This is a genomic window from Pandoraea pneumonica (genome assembly GCF_049918595.1).
GTDB lineage: Bacteria > Pseudomonadota > Gammaproteobacteria > Burkholderiales > Burkholderiaceae > Pandoraea > Pandoraea pneumonica_A.
Genome location: NZ_JBNCRZ010000002.1, coordinates 651714 through 671005, shown reverse-complemented (window position 1 = coordinate 671005; position 19292 = coordinate 651714). Strand labels below are relative to the sequence as shown.

General features: G+C 64.4%; 15 protein-coding genes. 5 read left to right on the top strand and 10 right to left on the bottom strand.

The annotated features are described in order from the left end of the window. Positions 1 to 3: 3 nt before the first annotated feature. Genes ACPWR9_RS09540 through bcsB form a run of 3 tightly spaced genes read right to left on the bottom strand, consistent with a single transcriptional unit; the run spans position 4 to position 7346 of the window. The gene (locus tag ACPWR9_RS09540; protein ID WP_426311979.1) at positions 4 to 3873 is read right to left on the bottom strand and encodes a cellulose synthase subunit BcsC-related outer membrane protein; all 3870 of its coding nucleotides are present in this window, start codon (positions 3871 to 3873) and stop codon (positions 4 to 6) included. After that, positions 3846 to 5045 carry a cellulose synthase complex periplasmic endoglucanase BcsZ gene (bcsZ, locus tag ACPWR9_RS09535; RefSeq protein WP_426297179.1) on the bottom strand — a complete coding sequence of 400 codons (1200 nt, stop codon included), beginning with the start codon at positions 5043 to 5045 and terminating at the stop codon, positions 3846 to 3848. Before bcsZ ends, ACPWR9_RS09540 begins: the two co-directional genes overlap by 28 nt. Next, complete coding sequence (gene bcsB, locus ACPWR9_RS09530) at positions 5046 to 7346, bottom strand: cellulose biosynthesis cyclic di-GMP-binding regulatory protein BcsB (RefSeq protein ID WP_426297180.1); 2301 nt, start codon at positions 7344 to 7346, stop codon at positions 5046 to 5048. 374 nt (positions 7347 to 7720) lie between these two features. Here bcsB and ACPWR9_RS09525 point away from each other — a divergent pair, with 374 nt between their 5' ends. From ACPWR9_RS09525 to ACPWR9_RS09510, 4 genes are all read left to right on the top strand, one after another. Next, complete coding sequence (locus ACPWR9_RS09525; RefSeq protein ID WP_426297181.1) at positions 7721 to 8038, top strand: hypothetical protein; 318 nt, start codon at positions 7721 to 7723, stop codon at positions 8036 to 8038. A 6-nt stretch (positions 8039 to 8044) separates the two neighbouring features. After that, complete coding sequence (locus ACPWR9_RS09520) at positions 8045 to 8692, top strand: HAD-IB family hydrolase (protein WP_426297182.1); 648 nt, start codon at positions 8045 to 8047, stop codon at positions 8690 to 8692. A 30-nt stretch (positions 8693 to 8722) separates the two neighbouring features. Continuing rightward, on the top strand, positions 8723 to 10681 hold the full coding sequence (locus ACPWR9_RS09515; protein ID WP_426297183.1) for an FUSC family protein: 1959 nt from the start codon (positions 8723 to 8725) through the stop codon (positions 10679 to 10681). A 194-nt stretch (positions 10682 to 10875) separates the two neighbouring features. Next, positions 10876 to 12036 (top strand): methyltransferase, encoded by a 1161-nt coding sequence (locus tag ACPWR9_RS09510; RefSeq protein WP_426297184.1) that lies wholly within the window; start codon positions 10876 to 10878, stop codon positions 12034 to 12036. Between the two features lie 45 nt (positions 12037 to 12081). Here the strand turns inward: ACPWR9_RS09510 and ACPWR9_RS09505 are convergent, their stop codons facing one another. Then, positions 12082 to 13437: a TIGR03862 family flavoprotein gene (locus tag ACPWR9_RS09505; protein WP_426297185.1), complete on the bottom strand. Its 1356-nt coding sequence runs from the start codon at positions 13435 to 13437 to the stop codon at positions 12082 to 12084. Between the two features lie 107 nt (positions 13438 to 13544). On the opposite strand from ACPWR9_RS09505, the gene ACPWR9_RS09500 reads away from it, so the two are divergent. Next, positions 13545 to 14285 carry a class I SAM-dependent methyltransferase gene (locus ACPWR9_RS09500; protein ID WP_426297186.1) on the top strand — a complete coding sequence of 247 codons (741 nt, stop codon included), beginning with the start codon at positions 13545 to 13547 and terminating at the stop codon, positions 14283 to 14285. Between the two features lie 8 nt (positions 14286 to 14293). On the opposite strand, the gene ACPWR9_RS09495 is transcribed toward ACPWR9_RS09500, so the two are convergent. The 6 genes from ACPWR9_RS09495 to astD all read right to left on the bottom strand — a co-directional run bounded on the left by ACPWR9_RS09495 (position 14294) and on the right by astD (position 19181). Continuing rightward, positions 14294 to 14497 (bottom strand): DUF2964 family protein, encoded by a 204-nt coding sequence (locus ACPWR9_RS09495; RefSeq protein ID WP_426297187.1) that lies wholly within the window; start codon positions 14495 to 14497, stop codon positions 14294 to 14296. Positions 14498 to 14701: 204 nt separating this feature from the next. Then, complete coding sequence (locus ACPWR9_RS09490; RefSeq protein WP_150677849.1) at positions 14702 to 14905, bottom strand: DUF2964 family protein; 204 nt, start codon at positions 14903 to 14905, stop codon at positions 14702 to 14704. A 190-nt stretch (positions 14906 to 15095) separates the two neighbouring features. Then, positions 15096 to 15398 carry a DUF1488 domain-containing protein gene (locus tag ACPWR9_RS09485; protein WP_426297188.1) on the bottom strand — a complete coding sequence of 101 codons (303 nt, stop codon included), beginning with the start codon at positions 15396 to 15398 and terminating at the stop codon, positions 15096 to 15098. 209 nt (positions 15399 to 15607) lie between these two features. Next, the gene (locus ACPWR9_RS09480; RefSeq protein ID WP_426297189.1) at positions 15608 to 16174 is read right to left on the bottom strand and encodes an NADPH-dependent FMN reductase; all 567 of its coding nucleotides are present in this window, start codon (positions 16172 to 16174) and stop codon (positions 15608 to 15610) included. Positions 16175 to 16246: 72 nt separating this feature from the next. Then, positions 16247 to 17608, bottom strand: a complete 1362-nt coding sequence (gene astB, locus ACPWR9_RS09475) for an N-succinylarginine dihydrolase (RefSeq protein ID WP_426297190.1) — start codon at positions 17606 to 17608, stop codon at positions 16247 to 16249. A gap of 82 nt (positions 17609 to 17690) precedes the next feature. After that, positions 17691 to 19181 carry a succinylglutamate-semialdehyde dehydrogenase gene (gene astD / locus ACPWR9_RS09470; RefSeq protein ID WP_426297191.1) on the bottom strand — a complete coding sequence of 497 codons (1491 nt, stop codon included), beginning with the start codon at positions 19179 to 19181 and terminating at the stop codon, positions 17691 to 17693. Positions 19182 to 19292 lie beyond the last annotated feature (111 nt).

The window sequence follows — 19292 nt, the reverse complement described above, 5'->3', positions numbered from 1 at the left end:
GGCTCAATAGCTCCAGATCGGGCGCACCGGCGACGGCGGCATCGGCACATCGCCGCGCCGCGCATCGAAGTGGTAACGCATGTAGACGAGGAAGCGGTTTGGCGCGTAGTAATCCGAGCGCTCGAACTGCACCTGTCCGCCAATCACCCAATGGCGGTTAACCCAATATTCGGCGCGCCCGAGAATCGAAAAGCCAACGCCGAAACCGCCGCCCGAGCCGTAAGTGAGATTGCCGCTGGCAGCCTGTAACCCGCCGTCGGTCGGGAAGTACGGCATCGACTTTTCCTGACTCTGCGAGAACGAGACCGAGCCGCGCAGGTAGTACGACCAGCGCTGCGTGCGGCCATACCATTCGAGCGGCAGCGTGAGCGAGACGTAAGTTTGCGGGCTGTAGTAGCCGCCCATGCCATACGTGTAGAAGCGCTCGTTCTGCGCATAGCTGTCGAAGAACAACGTCACGCCAGTATTCATGCGCATGTCGCGCTTGTAGATCAGCGGTAGATCGATACCCGCGCGTGCCGACACTTCCGAGTTGTTCAGCACGTTCTCGCCCGTGAGACGCGCCACGCTCGCTTCACCGAATACGCCCCACTTCGCGAAGTCGCGCGAGGCGTGGAAGGTGATGGCGTCGCGCCGCACACCGCCCCATTTGCCGTCGCCGAAAATCTCCGGCAACGGCAGGTACGACCCGGCGTAAGACACCATGCTGCCCGTCACCGGACGGCGGGACACGTCGACCCAGTAGTTGTAACGGCCGAGATTGCCGAACAAACGCACGCCACCGGTCACATAAGACACTGGGAAGCCGATCGGCGTATGGCCGATATCCGCACGAATCCAGTCGTTCTCGTAGCCCACCATGAGGGCTTGCCCATGCGCCTTTTGCCGCTTGCTGCCGTAATCGGTCGCTAACCCCGGGTTGGCGGTGCGGAACGGTGTGTTGCCAAGCAGCGGCAGCGTGCCGAACTCCGAGGTGCTGTTCAACGGCAAGTCGCCGGAATCGGCACTGACGTAATCCGTCTGCGCGAAGACGTGGCCGTCGTAACCGACCGCGTACTGACCGTACAACGGCACAGCGCGCGCGTTGAACATCGAAATGCCGCCGTCGCCCTTCTTCGTGTCGATTTCGTAACCCGCTGCCACGTAGCTGTTGCGGCGCGATTCAAGCGAATCGATACCCGACTCTGCGGAGGTCATGCCGTCGTAGCCGGGCAACGCGCCCTGCACGATCTCTTCCTTGCGCGCTTCGTCGTACCAGCCCTTCGCCTCGTTGTAATGGCGCTGCGACTGCGCGATACGCCCACGCTGCACCGTCACCGACGGGTTATCGGGGAATTGCACGCGCAGTTTGTCGTTGAGCGCAATCGCTTCGTCATAGCGCTCCATCGACGTCAGACGGCGCACGACGGCAAGTTGTGTCCAGACGTCGTCGGGCGGGGCTTCCGCCAGTGCACGGTCGAGCTCGCGATTCGCTGCGTCGTCATCCTGCATTTCGTAAAGCACGCGCACCAGCGAGAGCCGTGCATCTTGATTGGACGGATCTTGCCGGATCTGGTCTTCCGCGATCTTGCGCGCGTCGTCGAAGCGCCGTTCGTCGAAATAGATATCGCCCAGCGTCGACAAGGCGCGCTTGTCGGGCGGGTTGCGATCTAGCAGCGGCTTGAGTGTTGTCTGTGCCGTGTCGAAGTCGCCCAGTGCACGCGCACGATCCGCCGTTCGCAAGGCGAGGCGATCCTGCAAATCCTGCCACTCGTCGCGCTGGTCCGCCCCCAGTGTCGCGGGATCGATGCTGGCGAGGAACGTGCCGAGTTCGGTGTCGCGCTCGGCAGTGTTGAGCAACTCGGCATAGCGCAATTGCGCATCGGGTTGCGGCTTGTCGGCGTGCGCGGCCAGCCACTCGCGCATGAGCGCCAGCCCTTGCTCGGGTTGGCCTGCCGACACCCGTGCACGGGCGACTTCACCGATCAGTTCGGGATCGTCGCCTGCCATGGCCAGGGCCTCGCGATACTGGCGCTCGCTTTCCTCGTCGTTGCCAGCAGCGTGCGCTTCACGCGCGAGACGGGCGGCGTCGCGAATGGCGAGCGTCGTCTGTAGCCGGCGAATCGAGGGCGAGGCGTCGGCAGCGGGAATCTGCGCCAGCGCGGCGCGAGCACCGGCTTCGTCGTCGATCACGTTCAGGTAAATCGCCTGCGCATAGTGCATCTGTGCGCTGTCGTCGGCAGAGAGCTGTTGCCGCAAGCCTTCGGCCATCACCTCACGGCCAATTTGCGGTAAGCGCAGCTTGCGATACAGGCTGGCAAGCGAATAACGCGTCCATGCGTTGGTTGGGTCGAGGGCAACCGCCCGCTCCAACGCTGCCAGCGCGGGGCCATTTTTGCCTTCGCTAATGAGCCGATCGGCATCGTCGGACAGCGCCGCCGCTTCCGCCTTATCGAAGCGCGCCTTGTCTTGCGGAAACCGTCGACGCAAATCGCCCAGCAAATTCGCAAGCTCGGTACGGCGTTGCTGATGCGAGTACAGCGTGATCATCCCGCGCAGCGCGGTATCGTTGTCCGGCTCGATCTTCAGCGCTTGTTGGAACAGGCGCTCGGCATCGTCGTCGCGCTTGGCATCGAGCGCAATATCGCCCAGCAAAGCGATACCGTCCGGATTGCCCGGATCGGCGGCGAGGGCACTGCGTACGAGCCGGTCGGCTTCGTCAAGACGCCCAGCGTCGCGGGCATCGCGCGCCTCGGACATCGTGCCCCAGAATTGCGACGTCTTGAGCAAACTGCGCCATTTGCCCGCGTTCTCGGGATCTTTGCGCAGCGCTTGCGTGAACAGTTCCTGTGCGCCCTTGTGGTCGCCCTGCCGCATCTTCACGAGCCCAAGCGAACCTAGCAACTCGCCGTCGTTTGGGCGCTTGACACGTGCGGCATCAAGCGACTTCTGCGCATCGGCCAACCGCCCCTGATCGAGCGCTTTGATGCCTGCCTGACGCGCCTTGTACGACGGGTCGTTAAGCATGCGCTGACGCGCCGCCTGCTGGGCATTCAGTTTGTCGTAGTCCGCGCGAATGTCCGCGTCGTTCGGCAAAAGTGCGAGGTAGCGTTGATACAACGGCAGCCACGCGAGATTGCCATCGGCTTTCGACAACCCTTGCTTCCAGAGCGGCAGTAAAGCGTTGAGATCGGCGTCGGGGCGCGCGGCCAGTTCGGCCACCATTCGCGTGCCGACCAAGCGGCTCGACGGCCGGTCGATCATCAGTTCAGCCTGCGATTGCGCCGCACGGGTGTCGTTGGGCGAGGTCTTGGCGAGCCCAGCGAGGCCCTGCTGCGCTGCTGGCCAGCCGTTGGTGGCGTTGGCCTGTGCGCGGTAGTACTCCACGCCGAGATCGCCTGTGGGTGGACCGTCGGGAAACAGCGCTTTGTACTCCGCAAATGCCGCGTCGGCCTGACCGCTTCGTTGCAGCAACCGCGCGCGGGCAATGCGCGACTTGTCGGTCGTGTTGATACGGATGACGTCGGCCAGCGCTTTGGTCGCTGGCGAATTCGGGTAGCGTGCCCGCAAGCGCTGCAAAGCTTTGTTCGCCTCTGCCGGATGGTTCTCTTCAATCTCGATCTGGCCGAGCAGCGAAAGCGCGTCGGGCTGATCCGGTTGCACCAGCAGCGCTTTCTCGAGCGCGGCGCGCGCCAGATCGTTACGGTGACGCGAATGCCAGAGCGTAGCGCTCGCGAGCTGATTGCTCACGTCGCGATTGGCCGCCACGGGCGGGGCTTTGCCCGCATTGTTCGGGGCGGTGGCAGGCGCGGCGCGCACACTGGCATCCGCTGCCATGAGCAGACATGCCAGACAGGCGGAACGAATCAGCGTGTCGCGCAAGCGGCCTCCCATGGCAATTGGAGTGTGCCGTCAGCGGCAAAACGATAGTGCCCGGCCTGCCAGCCAAGGCCGAACAGGGCCAGCACCGAGCTGTAATAGCCTGGGGGCGACTGCGCATCGAGCGTGTGCACGCGCGCGATCTGGGCTTGTGCGCCCGCGGTGTCGCCAAGCGATTGAAGCAACGGCACTAGCGCCGCCGAGAAACCGCTCGGGCCGTCCTGCTTCGCGGTGCCGTCGCGCGTGTTGACGCGCTCCGGCGGCGCCCCATGACTGGCGACATACTTCAACATGCCGCCGAACGTGTGCTGCAACGCGTGGAAGTCGTCGCTGCCCGGCGCGAGCATGCCCGCCCACAGGTAGACACGAATCGCGTTGTAGCTGCCCTCGCCCTGCGTTTCCGGATCGATCTGGAAGCCGTGACCCGCGCGATACATCGCCCATTCCGGTGCGAAACCCAACGGCGGCGCGGTCAACGTGATCTGCTTGAGCGACGACGCGATCAGTTGCGGCCAACCGCTATCCGGGAAGAGCCCCGCCAAACGTCGCACGACCTGCATCGGCACGTAACTCGGATTCAGCCGCCACAAGTCCTTTTCCGGATGAAAACCCACCGGCGCGGGTAGCAACGTGCGCCCAAGGCCCGGGACGAAGTCGGTTTCCTCGGCGGCAATACGTCGGGCCACGAGCGCGCCGAGAGCCGTGTAGCGGCGCACGTTCCACAAGCGCCCGGCTTCCCCCAATGCGTACGCAATCCACATGTCGGCATCGCTCGCGGGGTTGCTATCGAGCACGCCCCATTGGCCATCGTCCTTCTTGCCCCATAACCACGCGGGCAAGTGAGCCGTGAGGTCGCCCTGCGCCAGATTGTTGATGGTCCAGTCGACGATTTTGTCGAACGCAGCGCGGTCGTTGGCAATGAGTGCAAACGTCATCGCATACGCCTGCCCTTCCGAAACGGTGCGCAGATCGGCTTCGCTATGGTCGATCACGCGACCGTCGTCGGACATGAACGACGCTTTGAATCGTGTCCATTCGGGCCACTCGACCGGCGGGCATGTGCGCGACGCGGCACTGGCCGCGCCCTGCAAGCCCGCGACGAGCGGCAGTATGGGCGCAACCCCACCGGCCGCGAGCGCGCGCAGCACGGCGCGTCGGCGCCGGCCGTGAGCTTCGGGGCGTTTCATTTACTTCTCCAGCCGGCGCGCGGCGCGACGCTGCAACCACCCGAAGCATTTGAGCGCAATCGCGAACGCTGCCAGCAACGCCACGATACCCACGAGAATCGGATGACTCGAGAGGTGGTAGCGAATACGCGTCCACCAGCTCACATCGCCAACGAAATACGTCTGCCCCAGCCGGAACGACTCCACGCGCGCGCCATTCACCACAGCGAGGTCGCCATGAATTGCCGCGCGTTGCACGTCGTCGTCCACAGCATCGACCACGTTGAGCAGCGTCTTGTTGCTGGTGGCGTTGATCGCGACCACCGAGCGCTCGCTGCTCACGGGCGACTCGAAACCGACCAGCGCCGCGAGCGGGCCATCCGACTGTGCGTCCATACGCGCCGGGCCGACACGGCTCGCGGCAAGCGCAGAGCCGGTGGCGCCATCGCCGCGATAGCCTTGCGTCTGACTCGTCATCAGGCGGCGCGACTGATCGATAAGCAGCGGGAAGCTCTTGCCCCATTTCGCCAGCAGATCACCCGCGTCTTTGCCGCCCACGATCAACAGATCGCGATCCTTGAAACGGTCCGTCTGCGTGGTGTCGAGCACTTCGAACCGGTCGGCATAAACGCCCGTCGATCGGCCGAACTGGCCGAGCGTCGAGAAAACTGTCTCGAGTTCCGAGGCATCGGGCGTCTTCGACGTGATGATGGCCGTCTGCGCCAAGTCGGCATATTTGGTGAACGGGAAGCCGCTGCCGACGAAGAAGCTCAGATTCGGCATCTCGGCGTAATGCGGCAGGCCGCTGAAGTCGATGGTCGAATCGGCGTCGATGGCCGAGCGCGCCGCGTTGGTGATCGTCTGCGCGCAGATGCCTTCCTTGTGCGGTTCCATCGCAAACTGGAACGACAGCGAATTGCGCGACGCCACCTGGAACGCCGGGATACGCACGTCCTTGCGATCGGCCATCGTGCCGTCGGAGAGCAATTCGACGAGCATGTGGCTCTTGTCGGTACTCGCGCCCGCCGAGCGCAGACGATACGCGCGCACGAACTGGTCGTTGATCGCCACGCTCATCGACGAGTCGTCGGGTTTCACCGGCGGCGTATAGCGATACTTCAGGTCGAGCGGCACGCCCGTGTTCTGCCACGTGAGCAGGTCGGCGGGCAAGTTGAGCTGAATGCGGATCGGCCACGGCATGTAGCCGCTGCCTTGCAAGTCCGACGGATTGTCGACCAGTTCGCCCAGCTTGACCGGACGATCGGTGCGCACCCAGCGCGGTGCGTCGTATGCCTTGCGCGGCGGCAATTGTTCAAGCGCGGTAATGCGCGCCGATTCCCCCGAGAGTGCAGCGCGGCCGGAGACCAGCGCCAATGCGGCCGTCTCCAAATCCTTCGCATCGCGCCCTTGCAGCACGAGCAACTTGAGCGACGGATTGTTCGGGTTCGACATCATGCGCAACGTCGGCGCGTCGACCTCGGGCAGGTTCAATGCCGCCGGGCGCGTGTCGTTGGTCGCGAAGACAATCGCATGCTTGGTCGGCAACTCGTTCACATCGACCGGGAAGCGCGTGCGGCGATAGTCGCCCAACGCCCCTGCCCATGTGGCGACCACACCGGCGGCGTGCACGACCGCGAGCGAGGGCGGCGCGCCGAAGACGAACGGAATCGAGAGATCGCGGTTGTCGTGCCGGTCGAAGAACGGCGTGGGCAGCGTCGAGAGATCGTTGCGAATCGTGAGCGGCTGGGTGCTCGTGACGATCTCGCTTTGCGGGCTGATGTCGGTCCACAAGCTGGAGTGCGTCGGGTCTTCGCAATCCATCGTGTAGTGACCGATGAGCACCAAACGAACACGATTGAAGCCGGAGAGCAGACGTGGGTCTAGCGGGATCTCGCGCACGAGGTTCTTACCACCGTCCTCTTTGTTGAACGGTAGCGTCGCGATCAACTCCTCGTTGAGATAAACCTTGAGTTGCGAGAGATCGGGAAGCAGTGCGGGCGAATAGGTGTAACGCAGCCGGAGCAGTGCCGACGCGACCGTCTGATCGAGTCGGATTCCGAAGTTTACGTCACCCGAGCCTTCGGTCCCACGCAGGCGCAAACCTGCCGTTTGCCCAAGCTGGGCAAACGTGACCGTGCGCTCGCTGGTGCCCGGCGCAGGCGGCGTGAGGACGACCGGCGACGCCGTGCCGTCACCCGCCGTGACGCCGGATGCGGCGGCGGGCGGGGATGCTGCCGTAGCGGGCGATGCGGTGCTTTTGCCCTTTGCTGCGGTGGGCGCCGCTCCCGCGAGCGTGAGACCACCGGGGTCCATGGCTGCCATGACGAGCAAACCGATGGCTGAGACTTTCCAACGACGCGACCAAGACCTTCGAAGCTGCATGTTAGATGCCTCATCTGTTTCTTGTCTTGTGATCGCCACTTCACAACGAGCCTCGCCCTGACGACCCGACGTCTCCCTATACGTCGCGTTCGAACTCTCCGCATCACAACTACGGATTGCCGGGGTCTTGGCGGGACAGCGCAGCCCGTCTTTCTGGAAATGGCACGTTGCGTCATGCTAGCCTGCCTCGCAGCCGGTATCAAGCGAGCGTTAGCTTTCCGGTGTCGTGTTGCGGGTACAACGGATGGTCATCGCGGCAGACCGGTTGCCATGGTAATTGCGGTTCTGCGCGAGCACCGTATAGAATGCCCGGCATGAGCCAGAACGATATTTCGCCCTCCACCGTAATGCCGGACGCGGCCGACGCCCTCATCGAGCGGCGCAACCCGTCCGACATCGATCGACTGCGCGAGACCATCGGTTTCGACGTGCTACCGGTCTATCGCGACGAGCAAGCGGTGGTCGGGGCGCAGCAGGCACGTGCCCGCTGGCCGCATCTGGTGGCCTTCGCCGATTCGCGCGTTTTGGCGGAAACGTCGACGCCAACGTCGTCGGCATCGTCGTCTGCGCCGCTCTCCCCGCTTTCCCCGCTTTCCTCTACCGCTACACCTTCACCGCTCAGCGCGCGCTGATCCGACATGCCAGACGCCTCCGTCGTTGCCGCGTTCGATTTCGACGGCACGATTTCCACGACCGATAGCCTGCGCGTGTTCGTGCGTCGAACCGTAGGAACGCCGCGCTTCGTGATCGGTGCCCTGCTCGCCTCGCCCTGGCTGATCGGTGCAGCATTGAAGTTGTTGGATCGCGGCACGGCCAAGGCGCATTTTCTGCGCACCACGCTCGGCGCACGTCCCCAGACGCAGCTCGAAGCCGAAGCCAAGCGCTTCGTCGCCGATGACCTGCCGACGCTCGTCCGGCCCGAAATGCTCGCCCGTGTACGCCAGCATCGCGCCATGGGGCATCGCATCGTGCTCGTCAGCGCTTCGCCGGGCCTGTATTTGCGTCCGTGGGCAGCGTCGATCGGATTCGATGCCGTGTTGAGTACCGAACTCGCGTTCGATGCCAATGGCCGGTTCGCAGGCGAGTTCGCCAAGCCGAACTGCTGGGGACCGGAAAAGGTACGGCGCCTGGAAGCGTGGTGGGGCAACACGCCGCCTCGTGTGCTCTTTGCCTATGGCGACAGCCGCGGGGACAAGGAAATGGCCGAGCGTGCCGACCACGCGTGGATTCGCGGGCAAGGCAAGCTCATGCCGCTCATGGACGACGACGCACCGCGCGCGTCCTGAACGTCTCCCAGTGTTACGACGTGCCCGCCCATGCCGATGACACCTGAACCCAGCCGTCGCGTCGCGTGGATTTCACGGCTCGCCCGACTAGAACCTGTCGCCTTCTCCCGCTGGGATGCCTTACATGCCGCTTTGTCCGTGGCGATTCCGACCGTTGTCGGCGTCGCGATCGGTCAGGGGGCCAATGCCTCCCTCTTTGCGCTGGGCGCCCTGCCCGCCATCACCGGTGACCGCACCGGCCCCTACCGTGCGCGTGCACGCTCGATTCTGCTAACCGTGGCGACAGGCGTCGCAGGCTTCTATGCGGGCATGCTCATCCACACGGTCGGTTTAGAAAGCCATTGGCTCGCCCATGTCTTGCTCCAACTCGCGATCCTGCTGCTGAGCTTTATCGGTACGTTCGGCAATGTGGCGTCTGCGGCGACGCTTCAGGGCGCCGTCTATCTCATCGTCGGTTGGGGCCTCGCCTTGCCGCCGCCGGAATGGCGCGCACCGCTACTGTTGGCCGCCGGGGGCATTTTCAGCGTGATGCTCATGGCGATTCACTGGCTGCGGCACCCCGGCGCTGCCGAGCGCGACGCCGTGGCGGCCATCTATCAGCAGTTGGCGAACGTGCTGGATGCCAGCGGCACGCCTCGGGTCCGGCTCGCACGCCGCTCGCTCGAGAATGCCATTGCGGCGGCGTACGACACCTTGCTCACCGCACGGGCCAGCACGGCCAGCGGCTGGGACGTCCTGGAACGGCGCGCGGCCCAGATACTGGCAGCCGAACCGGTCACAGCAGCCGTCATCGGGCTGGCGCAAGTGGGACAACCGTTGCCCGCACCGCTTGGCCGGGCCCTCTACGCGATGGCCCGCAGCATCGCTGGCGACCGACCGGTCAATGTGAGTGCCGCCGCCGACGCCGCCACGGAAAACCACGCGCCTGCGCTCGCGGCGGCGTTGCATCGTGCCGAACCTTTGCTGACGGGCACGGTGCATGCCGCTGAACCGCCGCTGGTCGCCCTCGCCCGCCATCAAGCGCGCGCCCCCGCACATCCGCGCTGGATGCCGAAGTGGCCGTGGCCCGACGTGTGGCGATATCTGGTGCGCATCGGGCTGTGCGTGCTCGTCGCGCAAATCTTCATTGCCATCACGGCATTGCCACGCTCTTACTGGGTGCCGCTGATCGTTGTGGTCATCTTCAAGCCGAATTACGGCTCCGTGTTCGCCCGAGCCTTGCAAAGTGGCGTGGGCAGCATTATCGGCGTGGCACTGTCGGCGGCCGTGGTCGCCGTCGACCGCAATGGTCTCGTCAGTTTCGTTGCGTTGATCCCGCTGGCGGCGTGCTTGCCGTGGGCGTTGCGCCGTAACTATGGCTTGTTCAGCGCGCTGCTGTTGCCGATTCTCATGCTTGTGATGGGGGCGTTGCAGCCCGGCAGTCAGGATATTGCGCTCGCGCGTTTCATCGACGCGGTTGCAGCATGCGCCATCGTGCTGCTCGTGGGGTATTTGCCGTGGGCGAAGTGGGAGCGACGACAACTCGATGAGCGTGTCGCCATCGCGCTCGATGCCCTTGGCCGTTATGCCGCGCTGGCCGACACGCATGACGGCGATGCGGCGTTTGCCGCGCGGCGCGCTAGCTATAAAGCGCTCGACGATGCGCGCATCGCGCTGCAACGTGCGTTGTCCGAGCCGCCGCTGGTCAGCCGTCGTGCCGCGCGCTGGTGGCCCGCGCTGATTTCGCTCGAACGCGTGGCCAACGCGATTACCGATACCGTGCCGCATGGCGACGATCACGACGCGGCGGTACATCCGGCAGCGGCGGTGCTCACTCATATGGCAGCGGCACTTCGCCACGGCGGCCCGGCGCCAGACCTGCCGGCGCCGCCGGTGCCCGGCATCGACCGCATGCTCGACGAGGCACTGCGCGAGGCCATTGGGCTGCTGTTCGGGGTGGCTGGCGACGCGCGCGACGCGTCTGATCCCTCGCCTCGCGCGACCCCTTGAGCCACGGTCGCCCGCACGCCGCTTTGCCCTGGGCGTCGACAACGCAGGCATAATGCGCACTTCCGGCGCGCACCTGCGTGAGAAACCCGACGCACACGAACACCGTTCCACCGCGCCTGTCCGCTCAGTTGGACACCCTCGGATACCCCCAGCGCGACCTTTCGCGCGCCGCCACGCTTTTCAGAAGACTACGCATGAACACTACCCCGACGCTCGCCTGGACCGAAGACGGTCGCCCCGTCACCGCCCGCTGGCGCTCCGAAGCCGGCGTGATGCCGCCGCGCCGCGTCGAAGTCGTCGATGACACGATTACCGCCGACGACGCCTATCACCTCGCCTGCGGCGGTACCGCCCTGCTGTATCGCGGCGATTACCAGAACGCCCGTCAGTTGATGCTGGCCATGGCGCGTCGCGTGGACCGTCCGCAGCGCGTGCGCCGCAAACCGTCGAAAGATGCCGCACCTGTGGTCGCCAGCCCCGCCGATGCCTTCCATAAACACCGCATGGCGCAAGCCCAGCGCGCCCGCATTCTGGGCATGGTGCTCGTGCCGCTCGACGCCGACTACGGCATTCCGCTGCGCCGCGCGCCGGACGTGCGCGAAGCCTGCGCCGAAGCCTGGGGTGCACCGGACGACCAGACGAGCGTCGCGTCGCTGCGTGAAGTTCTCGGTTTGATCGGTGCGCACGAGTGGCGCAAGAAAGGCGTGTCGATTCCGGCGCTAGGTTCGACCATTCACCCGTGGTACGGCGTGTTCTCCCCGGTGCGGGGCGAATATCTCCAGTTGATCGAGCAAGCGCCGCTGCCCAACACCACGCTGGCCTTCGACGTCGGCACGGGAACTGGCGTGATCGCCGCATTGCTGGCCCGCCGCGGCGTGCAGCAGGTGATCGGCACCGACCGCGATCCGCGTGCGCTGGGTTGCGCCCGCGAGAACATTGCGCGACTGGGGCTGGAGCGTTCGGTGAAGATCGTCGACGCCGATCTGTTCCCGGAAGGCCGCGCGCCGCTGGTCGTCTGCAACCCGCCGTGGCTGCCCGCCAAGGCCAATGCGCCGATCGAACATGCCATTTACGATCCGGACAGCCAAATGCTCAAAGGCTTCCTGAACGGGCTGGCCGCGCACTTGAGCCCGGGTGGCGAGGGCTGGCTGGTGCTGTCCGATCTGGCGGAACATCTGGGCTTGCGCACGCGCGAGACACTGCTCGCGTGGATCCATGCCGCCGGTCTGGTGGTGCTCGCGCGTCACGACGTTCGCCCGCACCATCAGAAAGCTGCCGATGCTAACGACCCGTTGCATGCGGCGCGCCGAGTGGAAGTGACGTCGTTGTGGCGTCTTGGTGCGCGTCCCGCCTAAGCTCGATTGAGATCGATTCGTTCTGATCCGGCTAGCGTGCCGCGATCAGGACGAAGGAAGCGACTTCAGAAAGGCTGCTGCGCCATCGCCCGCCACGCAGGCGCTGGCAAAGCACGCCGTCAACAGATAGCCCCCTGTAGGGGCTTCCCAGTCCAGCATTTCCCCCGCACAGAACACGCCCGGTAGCGAGTGAACCATCAGGTGCTCGTCGAGCGCTTCAAGCCTGACCCCGCCTGCGCTACTGATCACCTCGGCAATCGGCCGCGGGCGCAATAACGTCAGCGGCAACCGCTTGATGCCAGCGGCGAGCGCCGCCGGGTCGTTGAACGTCTCGCGCGGCAGACATTCCCGCAACAACCCCGCTTTGACGCCCGCGATGCCCAGCCGACTCTGGAGATGACTCGCCATCGAGCGCGAGCCGCGCGGATGTGCCACTTCGTCGGCCACGCGCTGCGCTGACCAATCGGGCAGCAGGTCGAGAAACACCTGGGTCCCGTGGTCGTTGCCGGTTGCCAGAATGGCGTCTCGAATGGGGGCCGACAATGCGTACACCAGACTGCCCTCCACACCGTGTTCCGAGATCACGAATTCGCCTTGACGCGTCCTGCCGTCCGGCAACGTCATCGTCACAGACTTGACTGGCTCGCCCGCGAATTTGCTGCGCATATGTGGCGTCCAGTCAGCCTCGAAGCCAGTATTCGCGGGCAGCAACGGCGCCACATCGACACCGCGCTCGCGCAGCCAGGGCACCCATGCAGCATCGGAACCCAATTGCGGCCAACTGGCGCCGCCGAGCGTCAGCACTACGGTGCGAGCGTCGATATGGCGCTCACCCTCGGGCGTGGCAAAACGCAGGCGCTGCACGGCGGCTGCGGTGGTCGTGGTGGTCGCTTCCGCCCCGCTTTGCCAGCCCAGCCATCGATGACGGACGTGCAAACGAACACCGGAGGCTCGCAGGCGCGCCAGCCAAGCGCGCAACAACGGCGCGGCCTTCATATCGACAGGGAACACACGGCCCGACGTGCCGACGAAAGTATCGATGCCCAGCCTGTGAGCCCAGCTGCGCACGTCGTCTGCACTGAAACGACGCAACCATTGGCCGACGGTATCGGCCCGCGCGCCATAGCGTTCGACGAATTGCGGGGCAGGCTCGCCGTGGGTGAGATTCATGCCGCCCTTGCCTGCCATCAGAAACTTGCGGCCGACCGAGGGCATCGCATCGAACACGTCGACACGCCAGCCTGCGGCGGACAGCACTTCGGCAGCCATCAACCCGGCCGGACCCGCACCGATCACAGCAACGTCCACGGCGTGGACCGGCGCCGACGTGGCGTCAGTCGGGTGCGGGCCTGCGGCGGAAGGTGTCGGAGAAGCGGTCGTCGGATCGGCGGGTACGGTCATGCGGAATCGGTCAGGTAGCGAGTGGGAGGGTGGCACGCGCAGTGCGGCGAAGGTCGGCATTGTCCCATAATCACGTCTTTCAACCACCTTCCCCAGGAGCATCCCGAATGTCGTCTGACGATCAAACGTCGGTGGGACGTACCGCTTACGCGAGCTTTGCGCGCCGTTATGCGGAAATTGCCGTCTCCAAGCCGCATAACGCGCTGTATGAGCGCCCGGCCACGCGTGCGTTGCTCGGTCCGGTAGCGGGCATGCAAGTGCTCGATGCGGGGTGTGGGCCCGGCATCAACAGTGCATGGCTGGTGGCCCAAGGGGCCTCGGTGCATGGCATCGATGTCACCCCGGAGATGATCGAACTGGCACGCGAGCGGTGCGCGGGTTTGCCGGCAGCGTTCGATGTGCAGGATCTGGGCACGCCGTTTATCACGCTTGGCGAGAACCGGTTCGATGCCATTGTCAGCGCTCTGGCGTTGGACTATGTCGAGGATTTGGGGCCGACCTTCCGGGAGTTCGCGCGGGTGGCGAAACCCGGTGCGACGCTGGTGTGGTCGATGGGACACCCGATGCGCGATTGGATCGACGAGCGGACGCGACGCAACCGGCCGTACTTCGACATCACCAAATTCGGCATGTATTGGAGTGGTTTTGGCGAGCCGAAGCCGTTCGTTGAATCGTATCGGCGTCCGCTGGCGGGCATTCTCAATGCGGCGGCGGATGCGGGCTGGCAGCTTGAGCGCATGGTGGAACCGTTGCCGCTGCCTGAGATGGCCGCGGTGGACAAACGCCTTTACGACGAGCTCTCGCAAGCGCCTGCGTTTATGTGTCTGCGTGCGCGCCTGAGCAAGTAGCCCTTCGATCAGCGTGACTTGGGCTGTTCTTCGTTGGCGCCCCATGGGATGAGCATGGTGGCCATGAGCGTCGCGCCGACGATCACGGCGGCTACCCCGTAGTGCGCGATATTGGGCAAATCGAAGAGCAGTCCGTGAATGGTCGCGAACATGCCGCCTAGCATGACGAAAGCCGAGATAGCGGCAATGACGACGCGGGTATCGGAGCACATACGTCACCTCACAGCGAGTCCACGACCGTTGCGAAGCGGGGTAAGCAGGATAAGCGGGCTTCGTCGGCGTCCCTCAGTTTCAGTGTAGGACGCGCGACGCCAAAGGTTAACCGCACTTTAGGGGGCAGCGATGGCCGCGGGTACCACCGATTACCGGCGGTTTCGGTGGCTGGACCGCCGACGGATGCGAGGCCAGAACCACCACTACCCTTGCTTCTCGCGTTCCTCGTCGCGGGGCCATGGCGTGAGCATGACGACGATGAAGAGGATGCCGAACAGCACGGTGATGACGCCGCCATGCATGACGTGCGAGCGATCGTAGAGCAGACCGTGAATGGTGGCGAATGCCCCGCCAAGCGTCATGAAGGCCGCGATAGAAGCGATGACGACACGGAATTCGGAACCCATGGCGACTCCTTATAGTTATCGGCGATGGTGCCGCGAATGTCACTTATCAAGCGGCAACACCAGTGTACGCCGAAGCCGAAGCCAAGCCTATTGAGTCGTACGCCTACACAAATCCGAATTTGACGGAGATCAAGCGAGGTGGCCGCCGGTGACCATGGATGGCACCGACGGCACGTAGGTGCGGCGAGCGTTAGCGGCGAGCCTCTTGCCGCTTGGCTTCCCTCACCCAGCGGAAATGGCCGCTGCGCAGCAGCACCGGGCCGGCGAGGCCCATCGAGAGATAGCGCCGGGCGAGCGCTTCGATGTCGTTGCGCCCGTGTTCGAACGCGTGCAACAAGTCATCCGCCCGGGCCGAGTAAGCGCCGAAGTGGTCTTCGAGCGCCTCAGCCGACACCGCGCAATCGATATGTCGACCGTTCACCCGTACGGCGAACTCGATCGTCAGATCTTCGCAATTGAACACGGGGCCGTATTCCGGAAAATTGATTGGCATGGCGGCACCCCTACTTAGCGAAATGACGCGATTGACGTGTCGGCCGACACGTTGCATCCAGCATAGTGCATCGCTGGCCAATGCGCGAAACGTCTCGCTTATCGGTTCGTCAATTCCGATTTAGGAAGGTTCAGCCCCCAGCCGAATTGCAGCAGTTACATTAAATCATCGACTTAATTCTCTGATTTAACGTAACTATCCAACGCGAGTTACTTGCTGGGTTTCGTCTCGTTCAGAAAGGCAACAAAGCCTGCGAGGAACTCCGTGAGCTGTTTGCGCACGGCGTCGTCCTTCAAATTGCCATCGGCATCGATCGCCTGATTCGCGTGCGACACCATCATCCGGCCTTGCCACCATGGCGTGGTTTGCAGCGTACGCAGTACCGGCAGCCACGCGTTCTGACTGAGGATCGTGCCAAACCCGCCGGGCGACGCGCCCATGAGTGCGACCGGCTTGTTGCGAAACACACGCGCGCTATCGGCAGGCGGACGCGATAGCCAATCGACGGCATTCTTGAACACCCCGGGCATACCGTTGTTGTACTCCGGCGTCACCAGCAGCAGGCCGTCCGCTTGCGCGATCGCGTCTTTGAGCGTCGTCACGGCTGCGGGAATACCGTCGCTAGCCTCAAGATCTCCGTCGTACAGCGGAATGCCGTGCAGTGTGTGAACTTCGAGTGTTACGCCTGCCGGGGCGGCCGCTTTCGCAGCGCGCAGTAACGCGGTGTTGTAAGAACCCTTGCGCAGGCTTCCGGACACGCCAACGATGGTGGTCATGAGCACGACTCCTTGAGAGGGGTGAGAACGGCGAATCGAAAGCAACGGCTGACGCGGCAGTGAAGCCACACCTCAGCCGTTACGTTGGAACGGATACAGACTGCCAAGCCCCAGCAGCCGGGTGAGTTCGTCGAGCGCCGTGCGGCACTCGTCAAGCAAGGCCGGGTCGGCCAGATCAGCCACCGCCAGCCGATCGCGGTAGTGACGCTTGACCCACTCCGTCAGCACGCCATAGCGCGCATCGTCAATCCACAGCCCCGGCAGCGTCGCGGCGCGCTCGGCTTGCGTAAGCACCACTCTGAGGCGCAAACATGCCGGGCCGCCGCCATTGCGCATGCTTTCGCGCAGATCGAACACATGTAACTCACGAATCGGACCGCCCCCCGCCACCAGCGATTCGAGATATCGCCAGACGGCCGGACGTTCCCGGCACTCCATCGGCACCACCAGCAGCATGCCTCCGCCCGCCTCAGGCGCACGTGCGAGCAATTGGCTGTTGAAAAGATAGCTGCCGACCGTGTCTTCCATCGACACGTCGGCGCTCGACACTTCCACCACCTGAAGCTCGCTACCTTGCACGGCCAGGCGCTCACGCAACGTCGCCAGCACCGCTTTCTGATCGACAAAAGCCTGTTCGTGGCAGAACAACACGTTACCGTTGCCGACGGCAATCACGTCGTTGTGAAAAACACCCGCATCGATGGCGTCGGGATTTTGTTGTGCGAACACCACCGCATCGGCCGCCAGCCCATGCCGCCGGGCAATGGCCTGACTCGCCTGCAACGTTTGACGTGCCGGAAAGCGCTGCGGCGCGGGGGCACTGGCGAGATCGTCGCGGCCGTAGACGAAGAATTCGACACCACGCTCGCCGTAGGCCCCGCACAAACGCGTGTGGTTCGCTGCGCCCTCGTCACCCAACGACGGCCAGCCGGGCAACGCGTCGTGATGCGCAAAACGGCTCGCATCGGGAAACGCCGCACGCAAGACGCGCGAGGTCGTTTCATGCTCGATTGCACGGTGCAACTTGCTGCACAGATTGGCGGCCGTGAAATGCACGCGGCCATCGGCCGTATCTGCCGAAGGGCTGACTGTCGCGGCGTTGGCGGTCCACATACTGGCTGCCGAGCAGGCAGCACCTAACAGACCCGGTGCCGTGCCCGCCACATCACGGATCACCGCATGATCGTCGCCCGAAAACCCCAACGTGCGCAGCAATGCCACCGACGGGCGCTCCTGCGGCGGCAACACCCCCTGCGCATAGCCGAGATCGGCCAGCGCTTTCATCTTGGCCAGCCCTTGCAACGCCGCCTCGCGCGGGTTCGACACCCGATTGGCGTTGTTGGCCGACGCCACGTTACCGAACGACAAACCTGCATAGTTGTGCGTGGGACCGACCAGTCCGTCGAAGTTGGCTTCGATGGCATTACGCGTCATGAGCGAATCCTGAAATTGCAAACAATGAAGTGGAAATAGCGAGTCGTTTGTGCTTGTGCGTTGCCGCGGTGCCGTAACACCGTCATGCCGCCGCGAAGTCCAGCCCGGGGTTCAGACGCTCGGGAAGTGCAGCGCTTTGAGACTCCATCGAGGCAATCGGATACGCGCAATAGTCAGCGGCGTACCACGCGCTTGGCCGATGATTCCCCGACGCGCCGATGCCACCGAATGGCGCAGCCCCCGCCGCCCCTGTGGTCGGCCGATTCCAGTTGACGATGCCTGCCCGTATTTCGGCAAGAAACTGCGCGTAATGCGCAGGATCTTCGGAAACGAGCCCCGCAGCCAGTCCGTAACGCGTGCGATTGGCAAGTGCGATGGCCTCGTCGAAGGTGTCGTATCGCAGCACCTGCAACAGCGGGCCGAAGTATTCCTCGTCGGGCAACGCGTCGCGGGACGCAAGCGCCGTCACGTCGATCAGGCCCGGGGTCAAGCGCGCGGTACGGCTGTCCGGTTGCGCCAGCGGCAAGATCGCCGTCGCGCCCAAAGCCATCAATTCAGCTTGCGCAGCGGTCATCCGGCGCGCGGCTTGCAACGAGACCACCGCCCCCATGAACGGCTGCGGTTCCGCGTCGTAACGGCCGACGCTGATACGTCGTGTGATAAACGCGAGACGCTCGATGAATGCGTCGCCCGCCGCACCGCGTGGCACGAGCAGACGCCGTGCGCACGTGCACCGTTGCCCGGCAGAGAGGAAGGCCGATTGAATTGCGATATGAATGGCGGCGTCCTGCTTTTGCGCGTCGGCGGGTACCTCGACAATCAACGGATTGTTCCCGCCCATCTCCAGTGCCAGCATTCTCTCCGGCCGCCCCGCAAACTGCCGATGCAAAGCACGCCCCGTGGCTGAACTACCGGTGAAGCACAGGCCGTCGATACCGTCGTGGGCGGCCAGTGCGGCGCCGGTGTCCCGCCCGCCCTGCACCAGATTGAGGACGCCCGCAGGCAGCCCCGCGTCGATCCAGCATTGCAACGTGCGCTGGGCCACGCCCGGGGCCAGTTCGCTCGGTTTGAATACCACCGTGTTGCCCGCTAGCAGCGCGGGCACGATGTGGCCGTTGGGTAAGTGACCGGGAAAGTTGTACGGACCGAAGACGGCCATCACACCGTGTGCGCGATGACGCACCAAATTCTCGCCGTCAGCCACTGCACTGCGCCGCTCGCCCGTGCGCTCGTGATACGCCTTGGCCGAATGGCCCACTTTCGCGGCCATCGTGGCAACTTCCGTACGCGCCTCCCACAACGGCTTGCCCGTCTCGCGGCCAATGGCGTCGGCTAGGGTTTCCGTATTGGCCGTGACGTTGGCGGCGAATCGTTGCAACACCGTCAAGCGATCCTCGACGCTGCGTCTGGCCCAGTCGCGTTGCGCGCGGCGGGCGGCCTGCAAGGCGGCGTCGACGTCGTTGGCATCGGCCGCGTTGCCATGCCAGACGACATCGCCCGACATCGGATCGAGTGAACGAAACTCAGCGCCGTTACCCGCACGCCAGACACCCTCGAGATACAAATCGGTCATGAGCGACAATCCCCGATGCGACGCCCCATCGTGCGGCGTTCGATGCGGATCATGATGACACGGATTCATCAGCCGGAACAATGCGCACAGCGCGCGACACCGCGTAAAGCC

Excerpts from the sequence above, each read along its gene's own strand:
- bcsB (WP_426297180.1), bottom strand. The coding sequence starts at position 7,346 with ATGGCAGCCATGGACCCCGGTGGTCTCACGCTCGCGGGAGCGGCGCCC.
- ACPWR9_RS09515 (WP_426297183.1), top strand. The coding sequence starts at position 8,723 with ATGCCGATGACACCTGAACCCAGCCGTCGCGTCGCGTGGATTTCACGG.
- ACPWR9_RS09500 (WP_426297186.1), top strand. The coding sequence starts at position 13,545 with ATGTCGTCTGACGATCAAACGTCGGTGGGACGTACCGCTTACGCGAGC.
- ACPWR9_RS09495 (WP_426297187.1), bottom strand. The coding sequence starts at position 14,497 with ATGTGCTCCGATACCCGCGTCGTCATTGCCGCTATCTCGGCTTTCGTC.
- ACPWR9_RS09485 (WP_426297188.1), bottom strand. The coding sequence starts at position 15,398 with ATGCCAATCAATTTTCCGGAATACGGCCCCGTGTTCAATTGCGAAGAT.
- ACPWR9_RS09490 (WP_150677849.1), bottom strand. The coding sequence starts at position 14,905 with ATGGGTTCCGAATTCCGTGTCGTCATCGCTTCTATCGCGGCCTTCATG.
- ACPWR9_RS09520 (WP_426297182.1), top strand. The coding sequence starts at position 8,045 with ATGCCAGACGCCTCCGTCGTTGCCGCGTTCGATTTCGACGGCACGATT.
- ACPWR9_RS09480 (WP_426297189.1), bottom strand. The coding sequence starts at position 16,174 with ATGACCACCATCGTTGGCGTGTCCGGAAGCCTGCGCAAGGGTTCTTAC.
- ACPWR9_RS09540 (WP_426311979.1), bottom strand. The coding sequence starts at position 3,873 with ATGGGAGGCCGCTTGCGCGACACGCTGATTCGTTCCGCCTGTCTGGCA.
- astB (WP_426297190.1), bottom strand. The coding sequence starts at position 17,608 with ATGACGCGTAATGCCATCGAAGCCAACTTCGACGGACTGGTCGGTCCC.
- bcsZ (WP_426297179.1), bottom strand. The coding sequence starts at position 5,045 with ATGAAACGCCCCGAAGCTCACGGCCGGCGCCGACGCGCCGTGCTGCGC.
- ACPWR9_RS09510 (WP_426297184.1), top strand. The coding sequence starts at position 10,876 with ATGAACACTACCCCGACGCTCGCCTGGACCGAAGACGGTCGCCCCGTC.
- ACPWR9_RS09505 (WP_426297185.1), bottom strand. The coding sequence starts at position 13,437 with ATGACCGTACCCGCCGATCCGACGACCGCTTCTCCGACACCTTCCGCC.
- astD (WP_426297191.1), bottom strand. The coding sequence starts at position 19,181 with ATGACCGATTTGTATCTCGAGGGTGTCTGGCGTGCGGGTAACGGCGCT.
- ACPWR9_RS09525 (WP_426297181.1), top strand. The coding sequence starts at position 7,721 with ATGAGCCAGAACGATATTTCGCCCTCCACCGTAATGCCGGACGCGGCC.